This is a genomic window from Ruminococcus sp. AM43-6, from assembly GCF_003461785.1.
GTDB lineage: Bacteria > Bacillota > Clostridia > Oscillospirales > Ruminococcaceae > Hominimerdicola > Hominimerdicola aceti.
The window spans coordinates 1-21283 of record NZ_QTXU01000026.1 but is presented as its reverse complement, the minus strand read 5'-3'; the positions used below and the strand labels follow the sequence as shown (position 1 = coordinate 21283).

General features: G+C 39.0%; 16 protein-coding genes and 1 pseudogene. All 17 read right to left on the bottom strand.

What is annotated here, in order from left to right; translation table 11 throughout:
• Window positions 1-283: 283 nt before the first annotated feature.
• The 17 genes and pseudogenes from DW938_RS15365 to recJ all read right to left on the bottom strand — a co-directional run bounded on the left by DW938_RS15365 (window position 284) and on the right by recJ (window position 21003).
• Window positions 284-1315, bottom strand: coding sequence for a phage/plasmid primase, P4 family (locus DW938_RS15365; RefSeq protein WP_347517430.1), 1032 nt, complete (start codon window positions 1313-1315; stop codon window positions 284-286).
• Window positions 1249-2202 carry a primase alpha helix C-terminal domain-containing protein gene (locus tag DW938_RS15360; protein ID WP_347517429.1) on the bottom strand — a complete coding sequence of 318 codons (954 nt, stop codon included), beginning with the start codon at window positions 2200-2202 and terminating at the stop codon, window positions 1249-1251. Before DW938_RS15360 ends, DW938_RS15365 begins: the two co-directional genes overlap by 67 nt.
• Window positions 2195-2539 carry a DUF4406 domain-containing protein gene (locus DW938_RS11965; protein WP_347517428.1) on the bottom strand — a complete coding sequence of 115 codons (345 nt, stop codon included), beginning with the start codon at window positions 2537-2539 and terminating at the stop codon, window positions 2195-2197. Before DW938_RS11965 ends, DW938_RS15360 begins: the two co-directional genes overlap by 8 nt.
• A gap of 100 nt (window positions 2540-2639) precedes the next feature.
• Window positions 2640-3392: pseudogene (locus tag DW938_RS11960) on the bottom strand (phage antirepressor KilAC domain-containing protein).
• Window positions 3393-3619: 227 nt separating this feature from the next.
• The gene (locus DW938_RS11955) at window positions 3620-3985 is read right to left on the bottom strand and encodes a hypothetical protein (RefSeq protein ID WP_117878077.1); all 366 of its coding nucleotides are present in this window, start codon (window positions 3983-3985) and stop codon (window positions 3620-3622) included.
• 647 nt (window positions 3986-4632) lie between these two features.
• Entirely contained in the window at window positions 4633-4863 is a 231-nt protein-coding gene (locus DW938_RS11950; protein WP_117878075.1) for a hypothetical protein, read from the bottom strand.
• Window positions 4864-4972: 109 nt separating this feature from the next.
• Window positions 4973-5470, bottom strand: a complete 498-nt coding sequence (locus DW938_RS11945) for an ImmA/IrrE family metallo-endopeptidase (RefSeq protein ID WP_181984444.1) — start codon at window positions 5468-5470, stop codon at window positions 4973-4975.
• Window positions 5471-5683: 213 nt separating this feature from the next.
• Window positions 5684-6058 (bottom strand): helix-turn-helix transcriptional regulator, encoded by a 375-nt coding sequence (locus DW938_RS11940; protein WP_117878071.1) that lies wholly within the window; start codon window positions 6056-6058, stop codon window positions 5684-5686.
• A 619-nt stretch (window positions 6059-6677) separates the two neighbouring features.
• On the bottom strand, window positions 6678-7223 hold the full coding sequence (locus DW938_RS11935; protein ID WP_117878070.1) for a restriction endonuclease subunit S: 546 nt from the start codon (window positions 7221-7223) through the stop codon (window positions 6678-6680).
• A 21-nt stretch (window positions 7224-7244) separates the two neighbouring features.
• Window positions 7245-8222, bottom strand: coding sequence for a site-specific tyrosine recombinase/integron integrase (gene xerA / locus DW938_RS11930; RefSeq protein ID WP_117878068.1), 978 nt, complete (start codon window positions 8220-8222; stop codon window positions 7245-7247).
• Window positions 8223-8286: 64 nt separating this feature from the next.
• Window positions 8287-12021, bottom strand: coding sequence for an N-6 DNA methylase (locus DW938_RS11925; protein ID WP_207660707.1), 3735 nt, complete (start codon window positions 12019-12021; stop codon window positions 8287-8289).
• Between the two features lie 623 nt (window positions 12022-12644).
• On the bottom strand, window positions 12645-12863 hold the full coding sequence (locus DW938_RS11915; protein ID WP_117878065.1) for a hypothetical protein: 219 nt from the start codon (window positions 12861-12863) through the stop codon (window positions 12645-12647).
• Window positions 12864-13120: 257 nt separating this feature from the next.
• The gene (rlmD, locus tag DW938_RS11910; RefSeq protein WP_118125072.1) at window positions 13121-14476 is read right to left on the bottom strand and encodes a 23S rRNA (uracil(1939)-C(5))-methyltransferase RlmD; all 1356 of its coding nucleotides are present in this window, start codon (window positions 14474-14476) and stop codon (window positions 13121-13123) included.
• Complete coding sequence (hemZ, locus tag DW938_RS11905; RefSeq protein ID WP_118125070.1) at window positions 14460-15917, bottom strand: coproporphyrinogen dehydrogenase HemZ; 1458 nt, start codon at window positions 15915-15917, stop codon at window positions 14460-14462. The genes rlmD and hemZ overlap by 17 nt, the downstream gene beginning before the upstream one ends.
• Entirely contained in the window at window positions 15914-16558 is a 645-nt protein-coding gene (locus DW938_RS11900) for an MBL fold metallo-hydrolase (RefSeq protein ID WP_118125080.1), read from the bottom strand. Before DW938_RS11900 ends, hemZ begins: the two co-directional genes overlap by 4 nt.
• A 13-nt stretch (window positions 16559-16571) precedes the next feature.
• Entirely contained in the window at window positions 16572-18962 is a 2391-nt protein-coding gene (locus DW938_RS11895; RefSeq protein WP_242992532.1) for a bifunctional (p)ppGpp synthetase/guanosine-3',5'-bis(diphosphate) 3'-pyrophosphohydrolase, read from the bottom strand.
• Window position 18963: 1 nt separating this feature from the next.
• Complete coding sequence (recJ, locus tag DW938_RS11890) at window positions 18964-21003, bottom strand: single-stranded-DNA-specific exonuclease RecJ (RefSeq protein ID WP_117958358.1); 2040 nt, start codon at window positions 21001-21003, stop codon at window positions 18964-18966.
• Between the last annotated feature and the right edge of the window lie 280 nt (window positions 21004-21283).

The following is a 21283-nucleotide window of genomic DNA, read 5'->3' as shown; positions in this document are numbered from 1 at the left end:
CTTTACGGTCACGGAAACGTTCAAATCCTATTGATTCCAAAGCAGTGTAGAAATCTGTTGTGCTGCGAGTAAACTCCCCCACTTGTGCACAGAAAATTCGATACTCGTTATATACCTCGCTCGACTTTGCCACATAAGCATGGTCAAGTTCGCAGCGTTCACTTAAGAAGTAGGAAAGCCAGTCGTTGCTTCCCTTATAATGTTCAATGGCATCACGCACCTTCTTGGGCGGATCAATCTTGTAATTGTCTGAAATAACCTTTCGTGCACCCTCAATTACCCACTAAAGTATCGCCCCTCCTGCATTTTCATACAGGTAGTCAGCATAATTCTTAATGTCAGCACTCCCCTCGATCTTTGCATCAAACGGAATAACGATAAGCCTTCTCCACGTACCCTTATCAATAGCACCTACTTTTGGCAGGTGATTGGTATAAAGAACAAGTGTGTGTGTCGGAATATATGAAAACGGATCTTTGTACTTTTTCTCAGCATAGATCTCATCTGTAGAACAGAGCTGCTTTACATTGGCTGTATTTAATCTCATGCCTTCTTCAAGTTCTGCGGCAATAAGCATTCTTTTTCCTTTTGCCTCTGCGAGTTCGGGTTTCACATTTCTTCTGCATCCAACGGTCAGCATATCCGCAGAAATGTTGCCAGAGTAAGTACCAAGTACTCTTGCGATAACATTCCAAAAGGTACTCTTACCATTACGACCCTCTCCATATGCAATAATAAGTGCCTCCACATACACCTTGCCTATAGCAGCAATTCCTACCATTCTCTGAACATAATCGATAAGGTCGGGATCATTTAAGAAGAAGGGAGCAAGTGCAGCTGCCCAAATATCTGCTCCATCACTTGATGGGTCAACGGTCGTCTGCTTAGTGATAAGATGCTCTGGCCTGTGTTCCATTGGAAATTTCAACCCTTGTCTTAAATCGTAGGTTAGAGATGGTGTGTTCAGCATAAACTCATCAGCATCAAGATTTCGCTGTTCCACTTCAAGCATCGGACGGGCTTCTTTTAATGTGGCGGAGATATTTTTGGTATCTCTTCTTTTAATGGCATACTTCTTGTAAGCTGCGGCGTCTTCATACAATTCATAGGTATGTGCCTGCTTTTTATTGAACATCTGCACTGCTTTCTTTGGACCCACAGAAACCAATATCTCCATACCGCCATTCTTTACAAGTTCATCCATAGCCTTCTTCATTTCGGTTTCAGCCTCGGCAAGCTGCCTTTCTGTCAAGTCTTTGGAAACGCCCTGCGACTTTGGCTTGGACTCTTCCCAAAAACTTCCGTTGTAAACCATGTAATCGGTAGATGGGGAATATCGAAGAATGTTCTTATATTCCTGGCAATAACCATAGCCTGTCCAACATCAGAAAAATCATCGGGCTTTAATCTGCAGTCCGAATTGTATTGTTCCGGTGGGATATACCCTTCTTGCTTTGACACCTTACTGCCAAACTTCCCTGCACTATGCCATATTGTATTCAATTCACTTTCGAGAAGTGGCGGGTTACAGAGTTCAGCTTTCTTAAGAAAAATCTGATAAGCCTCTTCTGTATTTCCGTACCTCTTGATGATTTTCCCCGCGATATGACTCATGGTACTGTTGCGTTGTCCCTCCGGTACTTGCTCAAGACTCGCATCAAAATCCGCAAATTTGTCTTCTCCTAAGAAATCCACAACGATTTTATCACCCTCATAGAACTCCACTTCATCAGAGTCATTGCCATAAAGGAATCTTGCAGAGTCTAAAGTACTGGTATCGTAATAAGGAAATGCAGATGCAATTCTCTTTTTTAGTTCTGCATACTTCTGCTCATCCGATACAATTTCAATAGGGAAAAAGATATGAAATCTTGGTCGTGCATACTTATCTCCCTTTGGAAGATTGTTGTGTCTGCTATATGATACAGCAAAAGCAACACCCGGTATTTCAAGTGCTATATCAAGAGGAGTTACCCATTCATACGGGTTATCTGAATGGTCATTATCACAGTCAAGTGGAATACAGTCGGAGAACTCGAAATTATCCTTACTTCGATAATTTCCTTTATACTTTGCAGTTACATGGTCCATCTTCGTTGCTTTGATAAAGGAGTCCTTGTTGGTAACAATCATCTTATTGGGATACATACAGTTCCCGCTGTTGCCGACACAATCTGCTGTGTATATAGTGAAATTAAGCATATTCGTTTACCTTCTTCATCGCATGGTCAAACCATTTGATTTTCATTCTTCTTTTCTTGGCAACACCGATTTCACGAGTCATACCGCGGCTAACCACTCCGTCGAATACCCAAAGTTCCGTGCATTTGCCAAGAAGCACATAGTTAAAGTGCATAGCCATTGCTCTTTCTCTTTCATTGCCGTCATCCATGAACTGTAGATAGAGAAGATGAGGTGTTATCGGGATAGCATTCTTATCAACGAGAAATCTGCTGTATACTTTTGCGTTCTTGACATTATTCTTGATGTCGCCTGCATACGGACTGCAAACATATACCAAAGGAAGATAGGCAGCCATTTTATTAGCTGCCTTTTCTTCACGCTGGATATTGGTAATAGCCTCATATGTAGTAGGGTCACAATAGCCTTCGGCGTTGTACTTATCAATACCAATATCTTTAGCCCTCCTGTTCCATTATCGGGAAAATTTCATCTTTCTTCAGCAGGTCATAGATAAATAAGCGACCTTTCTGCGTCCAGTAAGTATATGGTTTAGAGTGCGGCAAACCATCTGATCCGTTGTATGTATGGGTCTTAGTAGATGTAAGTCCCATCTCGGCGTATTCCTTATATAGCAGCCATATTTTATTCCCCTACTTAAACTGGATACCCTTTTCATGGAGATACTGGTTCATGCGATTAGCCGTCCAGCCATAATCTTTTGCAATGACGGAAATCGCAACTAAGTCCTTACAGTTCAGCACAACATCACAATAACTTGCTTTCGGTTTCATCTCAGTGATCTGCTGGTTCTGAACTGCGACCGTTTCAAGTAATTTTCTATTCTGTTTTTGAACAAGTACCAACTGCTCGTTTGCAAACTGCAGTGCCCTTGCCATAACAGACTCAGGAGAATTCCAAGCTTCTTCGATCTTGATAAAATACTGACGGAACTTTCTGCCTTTCTCCGAACGCTGGATCATACAAAGTTCCTTAGCCATTGCTATTGTGAGTTGATGATCCACTGCAGGTCTTCCACCTGTACTTTCGCTCATAAATGAGCTAAAGTCCGTCCCCTCTGCGAACCCATAATCGCACATCCTTGGAAACCAATCTTTATACGCAGTCTTAATTTCCAATGCAGCGTGAGGATCTCGACCACTCACAGTAGGTCGGTCACTGTCATAATTAACTTTGATTAAATCAGTCATCTAAAATGCCTCCTTATGAATATTATTGGAGAAATCACCCTCCTACCTATTAGCCTTTGTAGGAGAGTGAAAAGGACGTTATTTTTTAAAAACTTTTTTTAATTTGCTGATTGATCTTCTATAGCGGTGACTTACATTGTTTGGTTCGTCACCGATCGATGCTGCATATTCACCGACTGTTAAGCCATCAAGTGCAACGGCAATGACCATATCTGCCGCTGATGGTTTTAAAGTTTCACGAATTTTTGACAGAGAGCCTCATACTCCCACTGATTGCTGCGATCGATTTCCTGCTCGTAATACACGGACGGATCCCGCACTTCTTCGATGAGTGGTTCAAATTCGTCAACCGCATTGATTTTTTCATCAAGCTTTTTCCTAGTAAACCCTCTGTGGCGATTGAATTTGTGCCAGTTGTTGTAGTCGGGTCTGTTGTACTGCTTGTCCCACGCATTTTGAATCGCCTGCTCCTTTTCTTCCTGGGTCATGTTGTCATCACAATCAAGTGATAAGCTTACCCACATTTCATCAGTTGCCTTTGCATCCAGCTCAATAGTCTGGAATTCGTTCTCATAACGAATCTTTAATTTCATAGTTTCCTGCCTTTCTGCCTGGTTCTCGCAGAAGGGCATAGGAAACAAATAGGGTCGGTGCTTATAGAAGTACCGACCCATCAAGCCTGAAAAAGGGCATAAGGAAATAAGGGTACTTCTATCGCACCTTTCACAGGTTGTCCTGTGATCGATGCCGATATCTGTATCCCAATGCCCTTATAGCTAATCAGGCCTTGTGATGTTATTTTTTTGAGTGCCTCTAGCACTTAGTTGAATTCACGTAATGAACTCAACTAAGCATCAGAGAAAATTACAATTTCCGTAAAAATGTAGTAGGCTTATGGGGCGAACTCGTCTTCAGTAGCTTTGATGCCTAAAAAGCGGTATAGCAAACAAAGAATACACATTAGCGTTTTTGCTGATAAAACAGTTTTAGCGAACATATGTATCCAGTATTATCTATACATACTCAGGCTCGTTGTGAAACTTTGACCTATGGGAGAAATACCCTCACTATATTACGGACATTTTTCTCCCTATTTTATAACGAAATAATCAATCTCACTGAATTTTTGTAAAAAAATAGACAGCCGAGAAAGAGTACTCCAATAAAAGTACTCTTACATCTCGGCCGTCTAGCAGCTCTGTGTTATTTCTTATATATCCTGTAATCTAAAATTAGCTCTTTATGCTTTTACATATCTCAGATATGAATTGTAATGATTGCTTACAGTTGCAAACGAATTTTCAGTTGTTCTTGTAAGTATCGTGATGGTGTCTTTACGCTGTATTTTGATGCTCGTATTTACAGGCATATGTACAGTTGTCATGCTGTCTTTATATTTTACGTAAACATTACCCGTTCTTTCGTCCGCTTTGCAAACAATATGTCCTTGATAATCATAATAATTTTTCACGTTTTCTCTCTCCTTTATAATTCATGTCACGTTAGCATACTAGCTAACACTATTGCTAAAATAAAACAGCGGGCGGTAAGACCCGCTGTAATTAAGCTTGTGTGTGCATTTATGCAGAAGGTTTCTGCTGCAGTAAGTACTCCAAATACCCTAGTGTTTTCAGCCTATGTTTTGCTGCTTCCTCGGATACATTAAAAGTTTCTGAAATACAATAAATCAAATTAAACAGCTTGAGTACATTGGTAGGTATTCCACCCTGTCTTTCAACACATATTTCAACTGAACTCTTTGGCATTAGAGTTGCAGCTGAAAAGCTGTTTGCGTGCCACTCCATCCAATCATCATCAAGCCATTCGTGAGTATTTGTTCTTCCAGTGCTTCTTTTTTCTAAACGGCAAGGTATTCCGCCGCTATTAGCATAAACAGCTGAATGAAATACTGCGTGCCCGCACTCGTGTCCCATGGTGTATCTGTATCGGTGTTCCTGATTAGCCTCTAACAGACGAGAATCGATCATAATCGTATTTGCACATTCCTCGATATATTCCGCACGATTTGTTTCAGGGTCGAAAATCGATATTTTGTTAGTGTCTTTGAATACCATCATTCCTAGATACACACCATTGTGCGATAAATACTTATAGTCTACATTAAGTCCGAGAAACATTTCTGCGAAAGCATCAATGTCTAGGGGTGCTGGATCTACAAGTATATCGGACTGAAATGCTCTGACATATGTCTCGCCGATATCATCTATTTGTTATCTGCTTAGAATAGGTACACCGTTTGCTTTTGTTATATAGCTGGGACTTTCCATTCCTTACCCTTTCCTCTGTTTAAGCTCCTCTACAAATTTCAGCCAATCATCCTCATCAGCGTCAAGGTCACGAGCAGTGCGCAGTGCGGCTGCAACATAATCTCTCTTCATGATATAGTCCGGCAAGTCAGGAGCAACAGAATTTCTTTGCTTGCCGGCGAGGTCAAACATGACGGCCTTTTCTTCCTCTGTAAGTGACAGGATCTCAGCGATCTTATCAAGCTTTTGAATCTCCGGGGGATTTCGCCTATCTTTTTCAATGTCAGTAAGATACGGTGCAGTAATCCCGATAAGCTCTGCCATCTTCCGCAGTGTTATCTCGTTCTCAAGCCGTTTCTTTTGAAGGAATTCCCCAAAACTCTCATATTGTGCTTTCATTCTTTTCACCTTTTTTTAATTATTCAAACCCTATTCAAACGCTTTATCCACTTTTTAATTCAATTCACTTTAAATATTACAGCGTTAATGGGCAAATTTTATTTTGTCTAGGTGGATAGTTAACGCACGTCTGCGTGTTAGCATTTAAGCTAACAGTGATATTATATCACGCTTTTTCTGTCTTGTCAAGGGGGTTAGTTAGATTTTTTGAATTTTTCAGTAGTTTCATTGATCCTATACACATTAACAAAATGGACGGATACGTAGTAATACATTTGATGTTCACTCCGTTTTGATTGCACCAATCTGAAACGCTTAGTCCACTTTCATTTCTGTCCACTGTTTTAGCTTGACTTTTTTTCACCTTTGCTATCTCGTTCATTATGATCAACTACAATTAGACTTTTTTGCTTACTTCTAGTTTAGTCTATTGGGTGTTCGTTGGAAAGGTGGGAGGTTATTGGGCGTGTACAATTAAATAACCACATTAGAGTATCGACCTAATCCAGTGTGGTCATTTTGTTATCTCGAGTACCGAAATGATATGTGGGGTTATTTTATAGAATGTTCCCAATATGCGTGCCCCACTAGAGTATCGATTCACTCACATGTGATTTTTTTATTTTGCTTGTTTGTTTTTCGAATGGTTTTTTATAAATTCTTTTACTTCAAATTTCAATTTGTCGCAGTCTGATGCATAAAGAGCAAATTCATCTTGAAGATGTTTTGGTGGAAGTGGAACTTTAATTTTTTTCATTGGTGTATTCATCAGCTTATCATTTCCAACATGATTTACGTGTTTGTACGCAATTTTTCCAAGTATGTATGCAAGGTATTTCATATTCACTATAGAATGATCTTTTGCTTTTAGAGTTCCGCATACATTTGTGCAGCTAAATTTCCCATTTCTATAAAACACAGTTCCTGCATTTACACCGTCAGTGGTCCAAGTAATATACTCTCCTTCAAAATCATAGGTGTTAATATATCCAAAAATTCCTTCGTTTGTTGTTTGGGATGAATACACAGGAAACTCCCCGTGATTTGCTACAATATAGTCATTACTAATAACTCTACCTCGTCCATCCTCGCAAATTGATTCAATTGCCATAAGTTTATACTTAGAAGTAGTTTCATCTAAAATAAAATTTTCTAAATCAAACATTTCGGCAAATTTGGATTTGAATCAGCCTATATACTTATGATGAGATGCTTTGACATTATTTTGATTAACCATGGCGTACCTAAGTGTAGTATCAATTTGAGAATGTCCTAACAATACTTGTACCTGCTCTATAGGCATCCCTTTATCAATAGCTTTCGTAGCTAGTGTTCGTCTGAATTTATGTGGATGTACTTTGGTTGATTTTAAGTTAGAACCAATCTTATGCAGTATAATCTCTATGCCACGTATAGATAACCTATCGTGAGGTTTATTCAATGACACAAACAGAGCCTCACATTCATCATGTCTATCGGTAATATAATCATGTAAATGTATTTTAGTCCTCGCATCGAAATATACTTTTCGTTGTTTGTTGCCCTTACCCAATACTATACATTCTCGTTTTTCCAAATCAATATCAGATATATTTAGATTAACTAATTCTCCTACACGAATCCCTGTAGATGAAAGGATATCAATAATAGCAAGGTCACGTGAATTATTACAACTGTCTCTCATTCGCTCCAATTCTTCATCAGAATATACGTCTTTAACAGTTTTGCCAACTCTTATTTTATGAATCCTCCTTGCAGGACTTTTTATAATATAATTTTCATCCTCAAGCCATGCAAAAAAGCTCGAAATAATTCTTCTGATGTTATCAAGTGTTATTTTTCCGGCATTGCTTTCATTTTCATAATTTGAAATGTATGTTCTGATATCATTAGTTTCGACTTGTCGTACAGATTTATTTATTTTCTCATTCATCTTAGAAAGAGTGGTTTTGTAATATTTTAATGATCTTTCAGAACAACCTTCTACCTGCTTTGCAGATAGAAATAGTTTTAAGAGTTCATCGTTAGAATGTTGTGTTTCTTCATAGTTTTCGGCAAACATAGTAAAGCTGCATTCCAATACTTCATGCAATTTTGCAAGCTGTTCATTATTTAAAATGCCTAACATTCTCTGTTCAATAGTATTTATCAATTCCTTTTTCATAGTAAAATCTCCTTGTAGTTAATTTATTTTGAAGAGGAATACAGGTAATGTCAGGCATTCATTTTTATCTAAAGTATTTATCTATAAGTTCTTCACGTGCAGTATTTAATTCTCCTAATTTTTTTTGTGCTTCAAATTTCAATTTGTCGCAAGAATTAACATACAAAACAAAGTCTTTTTGTAAATCTATGTTAGCATTTGGAATCAAGTAATTTTGAATTAAATTCTTATCTCCACGAGGCATTTTTAAGCCTTTCTTTTCTTCCATCATAAAATCAAAAAAAGTATCTTGATATAATGTGTAATACACATACACTGGTAAAAACTTGCTTGTATCTTTTATTCTGAATACTAAGATATCTGTGGAACATCCACCATCTCGATCTGATAACCATATTTTTTTTAGATATGGCCGAATGTTTGAAACTAGAATATCATTACAATGGTATTCTACTGCCCCAGCAATGTTTTCAAGAGTCCCCATATAAGGTATAATACCTCTTTTATTTTGTAACATATTGTCTGTTGTGATGTAGGAATCGATAGATAACATATCTTTATCAGCTCTACCTGTATAAAGTGGAGCAACGAGTGCTAATTTTGTTCTATCTTCGATATTACCAAACATTTCGGCAAATTTGGATTTAACCTTCTCAGATTGCTCGCTGATTATTGCTTGCTCATCGGCAATTTTCTTATCAATAGCTTCAATTGCATCTACTACTTTCTGTTGATCTGCCACAGAAGGAATTTGAATAACTAAATTAGAAATTCTCTGTGTAGATGCTCTGTTGCTACGTGAAAATCTTTCAAATTCACCCTCTGCCTGAAGTGCTAAAGCCATATACTTAGGTATAATATCATCTGTTTTTATACGTAAAACGCCGCAATGGTCAGTCGGATAAAATGGTTTGTTAGCAGGTATAATATTTACCATCCAATCGCCATCAATTCCCCACAGAATAGAAGGTACAGAAAAATCAGTGATATTCTGCTTATCAATTCTTCCAAACTCCTCAAATACATTTGCGCTATATATAGGAATACTGCCATTCTCAACTACTTCATCTGAAAGAACACGATTTCCTATACTTAATTCAAAGATGTTTTTATCGGATAATCTGTAATTTGTAAGCCCCGGAATATCTTTTAGTACTCTCGTCGGAGTGGTTTTGATAGACTTATTAAACGCAGTTCCGGAAAAATCAAGCATATCCTGTAACCTCAAACGATAATAGTAGGAATCCAACTCTTTGACATCAAACTCATCCTCATCAGAAAAAGCATTCCTAATTAGTCCTGCAATGGAATTGTTGTCTCTACGATTGGATACATTATATAAACATCCTCCAGCCTTTATTATCTGAATTCCTTCTTGTCCTTTTCTATTACTCCATTTATATCCAAGAAACTTCTCCTGTTCTTTATTTTCATCCGGAGCAGAAATTATCAATGTATCTTGGTTGTAAACTAGTGAATAGTAGAATAATTTTTCTTGCTCGACCGAAAAAGCATATTCGTAAAATCTCTGAGTGAACCATTTTTTCTTTTCTGAATCAGATAGTTTTTGGAAAGTTTTCTGCTTACTTTTCTTGTTGTATTCTGTTGAGTTTACAAATTCATTATAGTGCTGACCGAAATAATTATCATTTATCCAAAAGTCAAAGTCTTCACTTTTCGATAAAAATTTGTTGTAAATGTCCTTTTTAACACCTATTTTCTTTAGATATCCTCTCAAAATGGATTCGTCTTCCCAACCATCTATATCCGCTTTAGAAAGTATAGCATCAACACTATCAATAACCATATCAGTGCGTTTTGGCGGTTCATTGAATTTTTGCAAGAAAAGAATGACCGTATTTGTCCCCGTGGCACCGAAGGTTTTGCTTCCCAAGGTTGCAATGGCTATAATATTAAAATTTTTCAGAAGAGATTCTCGTGCAGTAACAAAGCTTTCGTTTTCTTTGTTTAAAATGCTGCTTGGTAGAATTACTGCAGCAACACCATTCGGTTTTAACAATTGTGATATTCTTTCCACGAACAGCGTTTCAATTTCTGAACCGTCATTTGAGATCTTATCTAAAATATTTAACTGATTGTTCGTTAACTTCAAATGAGGTTTGAAGGCCTTTACCGAATATGGAGGATTGGCTACAAGAATATCAAATGATCTAGGTATTATTTCTTTATCCGGATAGTTTTCAAGTCCATCACCGAAAATTATATTTCCATTTCCTGCACCGTGCATGAATAGCGAAATTTTAGAAACTCTTGCTAATCTATAATCTTTTTCGATGCCGAATATTTTTTTCTCTACCCATTGGTTAGATGGTTCCGTATTACTGTCTATTGCATTAGCACAAATTTCTACAGCCTCAAATCCTTCCGTTAAGAAATGCCCTGCTCCACAGGCATAATCTATAATCTTGGGATATTCAATACCATCTGTCTTTGTCATTATTTGTTTTAAAGGAAGGCTATCCCATATAAAGCGCGTAATAGGAGTGGGAGTGAAAAATTGACCTTCATTCTGCTTAAATCCTTTATTCAGTAATTGTTCAAACAAATCACCAAGCATCTGTACATCTGCTGAACCAATTATTCTATAGTCCTGAAAGAGCTGTACCATCTCAACTAATATTTTACCATTTTGATAGAATAACTCTTCATTATGAACATCTTTAAAAGCAAAGTCATTATTTGTATAGAATTTGAGTATACGAAGTGTATTTCTCAATTCTTCAATCATTTTTACTCTTTTTTGCTTTGTGTACTGTTTTACAAGGTTTTCTGCATAGTCATCAGACACATAGAAAATCTCTTCACGCATGAATTTTTCCATGCCTTCCTTATGAAGCCTTTGCAGCCTGTCTTGAAGAGATTCGTATGTATCAGTGCCAACTTTATATTGAAATTCAACAATATCATTATCTGATTTTTGTATTTCATCTACTAATTTACAGATAAATAATGCTATCAATCGATTGAATGCATTCTCCTTATCTGAAACATTATTATGCCGCAAAATCTCTTCAAAACGATTTACTATCTTGTCATTTTCAGAGAAGTCTTTTAAATCTTTTTTTCTAAGTGGTTTTACGCCGATATCATAAGCGACCGAATCATCTCTGAAAATAACGTCACCACTAAATCTTTGTTCATATGTTTCTTTCCACGCCTCATAAAGTTCTGAAACCGTGTGAGCATTTTCATAAAGGAGAATAGTGGTATCTTTTCTGGCAAGATTTAGAATATTCTCATCATCTGAGCAGTCGATACTGTCGGTTGTGTATTCAATTTCATTATTGTCATTAATATTTGATGCATATAAGACTAGCCATCTACAGCCACGCTCTTGCTGCCAGTAGGAAATTAATTGTCCACCATCAGAACGTATATTTTTCATTTCTTTTGTATATTCAGAACCATATGTCTTACATTCAACTATAAATAGCATTTTCCCATTTTGATCAGATACGCAAATATCGGCTCGACCACTTTTTTGTTCATGGCCAAGTGTCCAAGTACGTTCAAGTTCAATATTCTCTGGTCTATACCCTTTATCAAGAAGCCTATTAATACATTCTAATACAACAAAATTTTCCGGTTCAGAAAAATTAGTTGTAGTCGCTATATTAACTTTAAACCCTTTATCTTCAGGATAAATTATCTTTTCATTTCTAAAATCCACAACAATAGAGCAATCGGAAAGTGGATAGTTTTTTTCATATTTATCGTTATAAGTATCGCTAAAACCCGCTGAGCTTAACATATTCTTTAAATTAGACTTTGTTATCATTACTTATTTCCTCCAGTTTTATAGTTTAGCCATGCTTCTTCCACGTCTTCATAAGGAAGAGTATTCTTTTCACAGTATGTTTTAATATTCCTCATGACTTTAACTTGGGGTCTAGCTTTTCCCGATTTCCTTCGATTAACGTTCGAAAATGCTACACTAACAATTTCAGCGAACTCACTTTGTGTTAACAACGCACTTTCTCTGAGATTTTTATTCCTTCAGGAAAACTCATAGGCATCCCCTTAATCTACTATTTCAACGGTTTAATTCTAGTTAAACTTAATCTTATCGTTTTATTATATTACGTCAAAATTTTGCTTTTCCAAGATAATCTATCGTTTTACAATTTTGTGGATACATATATTCTGTAAGCCAATATGAGAGTAAATACCTATTGAATCCCCTGGAGTTTAAATCCTTGCTATACATTTCCTAGGCCAACCCGAACGAGTAGACCTGTTTCCGCACGGCTATTTTCAAGCGCCCCAAAAATAGCCTTCAAAATGACTTCATGCCTCCATTTAACAATAATCATTGAGAAGTCCTTTATTTAATATGCTTTATTTACCTGTTATGGTTCTCCTTTGACATCAAAACAACAGTCTCCACATGAAATTATTTGGCTATTTCATACATAATCGGTTATAGCCATATTTTTCAATAGTTATAGAGTCTTTCATTTTCCAGTTGTTATGCCCGGATACAAACTTGGTCAGTCCAAAAATCTGTGCTTTAAGGCTCTCAAGCTGATCCATAGTATTTGAACTAACACGAGCATAGATGACAACGTGTTTCATCGGCTCATTTGTATTAGCCGGAATCAATCTCACTTTACCAGGCATAAACACCTTCACTTTCTAAAATAGCCTAATTATTATTCGGCATATTTTCAAATGATTATTAGCCTATTTTCACCCTCGTTTTCCACAAATCACGAATAAACACTTCTGTATAATCGACACAACCTCAATAGTTCTGTCTGCCCAACTATAAAAAAATCAAGTTTTTATGTGATTTTTCAGCCGTTTTAGGTGGTTTGATTTCCAATACATAAAACGCTCTAAACTCCTCATTTTACGGCATTTACTAGTACCTTGTATTAAATCTTAGTCAACATTACTGCGCACTCAACATGCCCCGTCCTCCCAAACAGATCCACGCCCTTGACCTTGACCGTCTTATACCCCAACTCTTCCAGCACAGCACAGTCCCTAGCAGCAGTAGCGTGATTGCAGGATATCATAACTACCCTGTCAGGGGACATTTTTGCCATGTACTCCAGTGCGTCCCTAGTGCAACCCTTTCTTGCAGGGTCAGCTATTATCACATCTGGTCGTTCGCCACGGCTGTAAAGTATCTCTGCTATCTTTCCTGCGTCGCCACATATAAATTCCGCATTTGTGACATTGTTTGCTGCGGCATTTCGATTTGCATTGTCTATTGCAGACTCTATTATCTCAACACCTATGAGCTTTTTCACATTTTTGCTCATTGACAAACCAATCGTTCCTGCACCGCAGTAAAGATCAAGAAGAGTTTCCTTTCCTGTCAGCTGAGCATAATCTGCGGCAATTTCATAAAGCCGCTCCGCCTGAATTGTATTTACCTGATAAAATGACAGCGGTGATATCTCTATATCATTTCCACACATGGTATCGTGTATCGTGTCGCTTCCATACGCAGTAACAAGCTTCTGTCCGAGTATACAGTTGGTCTTTCGGCTATTCTCGTTGAAAACTATACTCTTTATATCAGCATATTTTTTGCAAAGCTCACCTACAAGCGCATCAAATACGCCACGCTTTTTAAGGTCAGTTATAACAAGACAAACCATTATCTCGCCTGAGTGTTCGCCACGCCTGAGATAAATATGCCTGAGCAGACCGCTTCCCGTTTCCTCGTTGTATGCCTTTATCTCACGCTTGTTCACATAAGCCATTATTTCATCGGCTATTGCCTTGAATACAGCAGGCTGTAATGCACAATCAGTGTGATCGCATACATGATGAGAACGCCTTGAATAGAATCCGCAAACTGCCCTGCCGTCCTGCTCTGCTACAGGGTACTGCGCCTTGTTGCGATAGCCAACAAGCTGTTTACAACCCTCAAAGCTGTCATATTCAGGATAAAGCTTACCAATACGCTCAAATGAATCCTTTATGAACTGCTCTTTTACATGGCATTCTTCCTCATAGCTCATGTGACGAAAACAACAACCACCACACCTTGAATAAACAGGGCAATCGTTCTTCGTTCTATCAACCGAACCACTTACAATATTTTCGATAATGCCATAGCAATACGTTTTGCAGACCTTGACTATCCTGCATTCGATAACGTCGCCAATAACAGTAAAAGGCACGAAAACAGCAATGCCCTCGTGCTTTCCTACTCCGTTGCCCTCATTTGTCATACCGCTTATTTCAAGCCTGATTATCTCATTCTTCTTTAGCATAAAATTCCTCTATCTCGTTTTTTCGCTTCAACATAAGTTCAAAATGCTTATTGTATTCCAGCGGAAATTTGTAATTGAACACACGCTCCAAACGTCCGCCCTCTTTGTCAACAAGCTTAGTCGAGCCGCCAGCACCCATTGCAAGTATGGTCTGAACTTCTTCCATTATATAGATATTATACAAACTCTCGTGACCCTGCTTTGTCCAGCCTATATTTTCAAGATTTTCAAGCATATTCTTCTGTCTGTAGAGATAATAAGGCAGATAGCCGCTTTCAAGAAGTCTTTTTGTGGCATACTCTACCATTTTATCGGCTGGATTTTTCAGCACTTCCCTGTCACCGCTGTGATTTAGCCTAGCCGCACGCTTTATGGAAAGTGTGTGTACAGTGATATTCTCAGGAGCAAGCTCGATAAGCTTATCAATGGTATTCTCAAAGCTCTTCACTGTGTCTGTTGGCAGACCTGCGATTATATCGGTATTTATAGAGTCAAAACCAACTTTTCTTGCAAGGTCAAAGCTGTCAAAAAACTGAGCAGTTGTGTGCTTTCTGCCAATAGCCTCAAGAACGCTGTCATTCAAGGTCTGTGGATTTATAGATACTCTGCCACAGCCGTTTGCTTTAAGCACCTTCAGCTTTTCTTCAGTTATAGTGTCAGGTCTTCCCGCTTCAACAGTGTATTCACGGACAGTTGACATATCAAAGCTGTTTGCAATGACCTTCATAACTCTGTCAAGCTGAGCAGCAGTGAGCGTGGTAGGAGTGCCGCCGCCAAAATATACAGTGTCAAGCTTCAAACCAAGCTTTTTCGTTATCTTCGCAGTATAAATTATCTCTTCACACAGCTTGTTCACATACTCAGGGATAAGCTTCATACAGCCCTCGATAGATTGTGAAACGAAAGAACAGTAGGAGCATCTTGTGGGACAAAACGGCACTGACACATAAAGACTAAAGCTGCCCTTTTCAAGCTCATCGAGGACAGGCTTCTGGGTTATAGCAGTTTTGTATGCAATATCGCACTTTTCTTCGCTGCAAAGATATCTGCTCTCCATGGCTTTAAATATCTCCGCCTTGTTCATGCCCTCACTGAGCATATCATTCACACGCTTCACAGGTCTTATTCCCGTTATAACGCCCCATTTCGGCACAATGCCTGTTATCTCGCTCATTGCCTTAAAAAGAAGTCTTGACAGCGAAAGTTCCATGTCGCTTTCAAAATGCACAAACTCCTCTTTTTCGCAAGTCTTGCCGTCATATCTCACCTTAACGCTCAAACAAACATTGTCAGCGTTATCCTTTTTCTGAGCGAACACATAATCGTCCTCTGTATCTATACTGTCAGAAAAAACGTGGATAAAGAGCGTTGCAGGGATAAAAAGCTTCATTACTCCCTCAAGCTCATATTTATAATCGTTGCCGCTGAATATCAGAGTCATTTCAAAGCCTCCGCAGCCTGCCTGAGATATGGGTTATACTTTCTCTCAGCGTCAAGTGTCGTGACATTCATGTGACCAGGATAAACAGTTAGATTTCCACCAAGGTCAGCTATTTTCATAAGCGACTTCATAAGGGCTGTGCTGCTTCCATCAGGCATATCAGTTCTGCCAACACTTCTTGAAAATAGGGTATCTCCCGAAAACATATTCATGCCGCATATGAAACAAACAGAACCTCTTGTATGTCCCGGCGTTTCCAACACGTCAAATTCAAGCTCGTCAAGCTTTAGTATATCGTCCTCTGTAAACACATTGACCTTGCCTGTGTAATTTCTGTGTCCTCTTATTCTGAAAAGATTAGCAAGCATTCCTGCGTCATCTGTAAGCTTAGGCTTATCCATAATGTGGATATACACCTCGCAGCCTGTCCTGTCTACAAGGTCAGCCACAGCACCGATATGGTCAAAATGGCCGTGGGTAAGAAAGATCTTTTTAAGCGTAAGACCGTGACTCTCTATCTCACCGAGAATATAATCAGGGTCGGCAGGTGCATCGATAAGAACGCAGTTATTTTCTTCGCTTGCAACAATATAGCTGTTCGTTTCACAAACACTCAATGGTTTGAGCCTATATATTTTCATTATCTGTCCTTTCTTATTTACCGCTTCTTTCAACAGAAATAACGTTCTTTATTTTCTGAAGCTTGTTTATAACATTGTTGAGCTGTTCCATTCCTGCAATGCTGACAGTTACGGAAAGCATTGCATTGCCGTTTTTCAATTCCCTTGAGGTTGACTCATAGATAAAAATATTGATCATTGCAAGCGCTGACGAAACGTCTGCCAGCAGACCTATTCTGTCAACCGCAACGATATCCAAAGTACACTTGAAATAGCCAGTATGCTTTTCAGAACTTTCCCACTTAACATTTATCCAACGTGCGGCATTTTCAGGATCATCTTTCTGCGAAAGATAGTTCACGCAATCCTTTTTATGCACGGATATGCCGTGACCTCTCGTGATAAAGCCGACTATTTCGTCGCCTGGAAGCGGATTACAGCACTGTGCAAACTTGATAGCGCAGTTGTCGATGCCGTCAACGATAACACCGGTGGAATTTTTGGAAGTCTTTATCTTATTTTCAAGGTCAGAAGTATCAGGCTGAGCCTTTTCACCGTATTTCTTATTATACTCAGATTTCAGCCTCTGCATCACCTTTGAAAGCTGAACACCACCGTAACCTATGGCTGCAAAGAAATCATCAAGAGTATCACAACTGTGTCTATGCATATCCATTTTGAGAAAGTCCTCAAGTTCTTCCTCAGGCACTCTTATATTATTTCTGCGAAACTCTCTTTCAAGAGCATTTCTGCCCTCAAAGATATTTTCCTCTCGTCTTTCCTTTTTGAACCATGAACGTATCTTGGATTTGGCTTCATTGGTCTTGCAGATATTAAGCCATGAACGGCTTGGACCATGACCTTCAACGTTGGTAGTAAGTATCTCGATTATCTCGCCTGTTTTTATCTGATAATCATAAGACACCATTTTCTTGTCTACCTTTGCGCCGCACATCTTATGACCCACCTGTGTGTGAATAGCGTAAGCAAAGTCGATAACAGTTGATCCGACAGGCAGTGTTATCATATCTCCCTTTGGAGTGAAAGCAAAAACATCCTCAGGGGCAAGGTCATTTTTGATAGCTCTTACTATCTCCTCAACGTCGTTTGACTCCTGCTGTGACTCGATTATCTGTCTTATCCATGCAAGGCGCTGATCGTCCTTAGAGCTACCCCTTACGCCTTCTTTATATTTCCAGTGGGCGGCGATACCATATTCAGCCGTTCTGTGCATTTCCCATGTTCTTATCTGAACCTCGAAAGGTATTCCCTCTCTGCCGATAACAGTTGTGTGAAGAGATTGATACATATTAGCCTTAGGCGTGGAAATATAATCCTTAAATCTGTTTGGGATAGGTCTGAACATATCGTGGATTATGCCAAGTACGTTATAGCACTCGGTAACTGTATTGACGATAATTCTTACGGCATAACGATCATATATCTGGTCTATCTCCTTGCCGTCACGATATACCTTTTTATAGATACCATAATTGCTTTTAACTCGACCCTCGATAAGGGGAACAGGGTCAAAATCCTTTTCAAGCCTGTCATGTATCTTGTGCTTGATGTTTTCAACAAGCTGTTCACGGCTGCCCTTTCTGAGCTGCATTTGCTCGTCTATCTCGGCATAAGCATAAGGATCAAGATAGTAAAAAGCAAGATCCTCAAACTCATCTTTAATTGAGCGTATTCCAAGACGGTGAGCTATCGGTGCATAGATGTTCATTGTTTCATGGGCAATAGTTCTGCGTTTTGAATCTTTGCAATAATTAAGAGTACGCATATTGTGAAGTCTATCTGCAAGTTTTATGATAATAACACGAATATCCTCGCTCATTGCGAGGAGTATTTTTCTGATATTCTCGGCTTTCTGCTCGTCTTTGGTGAAAGTTTCTACCTTTTTCAGCTTTGTAACGCCATTTACAAGCATTGCAACGTCTGAGCCAAAATTCTTCTGTAATTCTTCAAGAGTGCATGGAGTGTCCTCCACAACGTCATGAAGAAGTGCTGCACAAATAGTATCAGTATCCATGCCAAGCTCCAAAAGAATATATGCAACAGACAGCGGGTGGGTTATATACGGCTCGCCAGACTCTCTTTTCTGATTGTGATGATACTTTTCAGCAAGTTCATAGGCGGAAACGATTTTTGACAGATCGTACTGCCTCTCGCCATCAAGTATTTTCTGAATAAGTGCATCAATGGAACACACCGACCTCTCACCTATATGCTCAGGCTTTGAAGCTTCAGGCACAGCGTCGGTATAGTCAGGAGAAGCCGTAGGAGCAGGCTTTTCTTCAAACTGCTCTTTAACCTCGGCTTCGGCAGGAAGATCTTCTTCACTGACAGTTTTTATCTCAGGCATATTTTCTATCTTATCCATTTCAGCAGGATCAAGCAAAATATTCTCTTTATCTGACATTTTAGTTACCTGCCTTTCCAAGCATTTCATTCAGCTTAACAAGAGTTTCAGAGTCCTCAAGATTTACCTTTTGTTTCGGCACAACATAGCTTATTTTCATAGTTGCGGGTCTGAACTCAATAAGACCTTTATCACGGAAAATATCAACGCAAATATGCAGTTTGCAATAATTCATGCTGTCGCCTGATATTTTCATGAAAAGATTATCCAACGTAATATTCTTAACTGCACTTATGTATTTATATACGCCGATAAGCTCCTGCCTTGTCGGGATTATTTTTCTTATAAAACTTGCAGGAAGCTGTTCCCCGCGCATAAGCTTTTCATAACAATCCTTTGCCGCAAAATATCTTTCCTGCTTTACTCCACTCAATCTATGGTCGATAACTCTTATGGATATGGACTCACGGTTATTGAACACATTTATTCCAAGCTCCACGAGCATATCAAGCTTATCGCCAACTGCGAAACAAGCTTTTTCAGGTGCAAGGGAGAAAATAAGAGCCTGTCCTCTATAGCTTCCGTATGAAAACTCGATCTTTGTATGCTTGCCCTGTGACAGCGGTATTATCTTATCTACTCTTACTCCAAGCATTGCAAAAACGGGAGCTGGATTCTCTGCACCAAAAGGCTCCATTGCGGCAAGACCCTTTACATTATCAAGGTTGATATCCTGCGGCATAAGAAGCTTATCCGCTATAAGCTCAACGCTAGGGAATTTCTCCATAGGATCGCTGTATTCATACACCATTTGAGTGAACTTTTCAATGTTCTCAGCCTTCAGCGACAGACCTCCTGCACACTCATGTCCACCAAATTTATCAAGCAGCTCTCCGCAATGCTGAAAACACTTGAATATATTGAAGCCCTTTACGCTTCTCGCAGAACCTCGTGCGTTTCCATCATCATCAATTGAGATTATAACATTCGGCTTTCCGTAAAATTCCAAAATGCGTGAAGAAACAATGCCAATAACTCCGTGGTGCCAGCCCTTGCCTGAAAGCACAAGCACTCTATGGTCAAGAGTTTCAGGGTGAGCGTTTATATGGTTTACTATTTCTGTCATTATCTCTGTTTCCGTCTGCTTGCGCTGGGCGTTAAGATTTAAAAGAGTGTCAACATAATTTTCAGCGTCCTCTGGGTCTTCGCTGAGAAGTGTTTTTACCGCTGTAAGTGGTGAGCCAAATCTGCCCGAAGCGTTTATAACAGGGGCAATCCTAAAAGCAATGCCTGTTGAGTCAAGAGCATTTCTATCAAGCTTTGCTTTATCTATAAGATAGTTTAATCCCAATATTTCGGTGTTTGCAAGATATTCAAGACCACGCTTGACAATAGTTCTGTTTTCCCCTGTGAGTGGCACAACGTCCGCAACTGTACCGATAGCACAAATGTCGGCATACTGTTCCATAACAGTGTCGTAACTGCCGCCGTCAAGTGCAGCACAAAGCTTGAAAGCTACACCAACGCCTGCAAGGTCTTTGTATGACGAAGGACAATCTGCACGATGCGGATTAACGATAGCCCTTGCCCTCGGAAGCTTCTCAGGCGGCTGGTGGTGATCTGTGATAACAAGTTCCATATCAAGTTCAGCAATACGCTCAGCTTCCTCGACCGCGGAAATGCCGTTATCCACAGTGACGATAAGCTTAACACCCTTTTCTGCAAGCATTTCAATAGCTTCCATGTTCATGCCATATCCAGCCTCACGCTCAGGAATATAGTACATAATGTTTGCGCCCATGCTTTCAAGATAGTTGTAAAGTATAGTGGTGGACGTAACTCCATCGCAGTCATAGTCACCGTAAATACAAATAAGGTCATACTGATCAACCGCCTTGTTTATCACCTCGGCGGCTATAGCCATATCCTTTATAAGAAAAGGATCACTAAGTTCTTCGCCTTTAAAAAAATCAGCAAGGCTGTCAAAGTCAGTGAAACCTCTTGAAGTCATGACGTCTAGGGTAAGGCTTTTCAAGTCACACTTGTTCATAAACTCTGCAGTTTTCACAGGGTCAGGTCTGTTTATTCTCCATTTTTTCATATAGAAATAGTCCTTTACGCAAATTTACATTCATTTTTTATTATACCACATAAACTGCCTTTTTTCAAGTAGCATCAAGAAAAAGTGTGAAATTTTAGTGTAGTGCTACAATAGATATTGGACAAAAGTTCAGAAAAAAGAAAAGAGAGATAGGCAAAAATCTGATAGAATAAAGTCACCACAACAAAATTCAAAAGAAAAGGAGCCTACCTCTCATGACAAGTATAACACAAGATATGAAGTTTCGTCAATCCTTAATGAATTACGCAAAGAAATATGG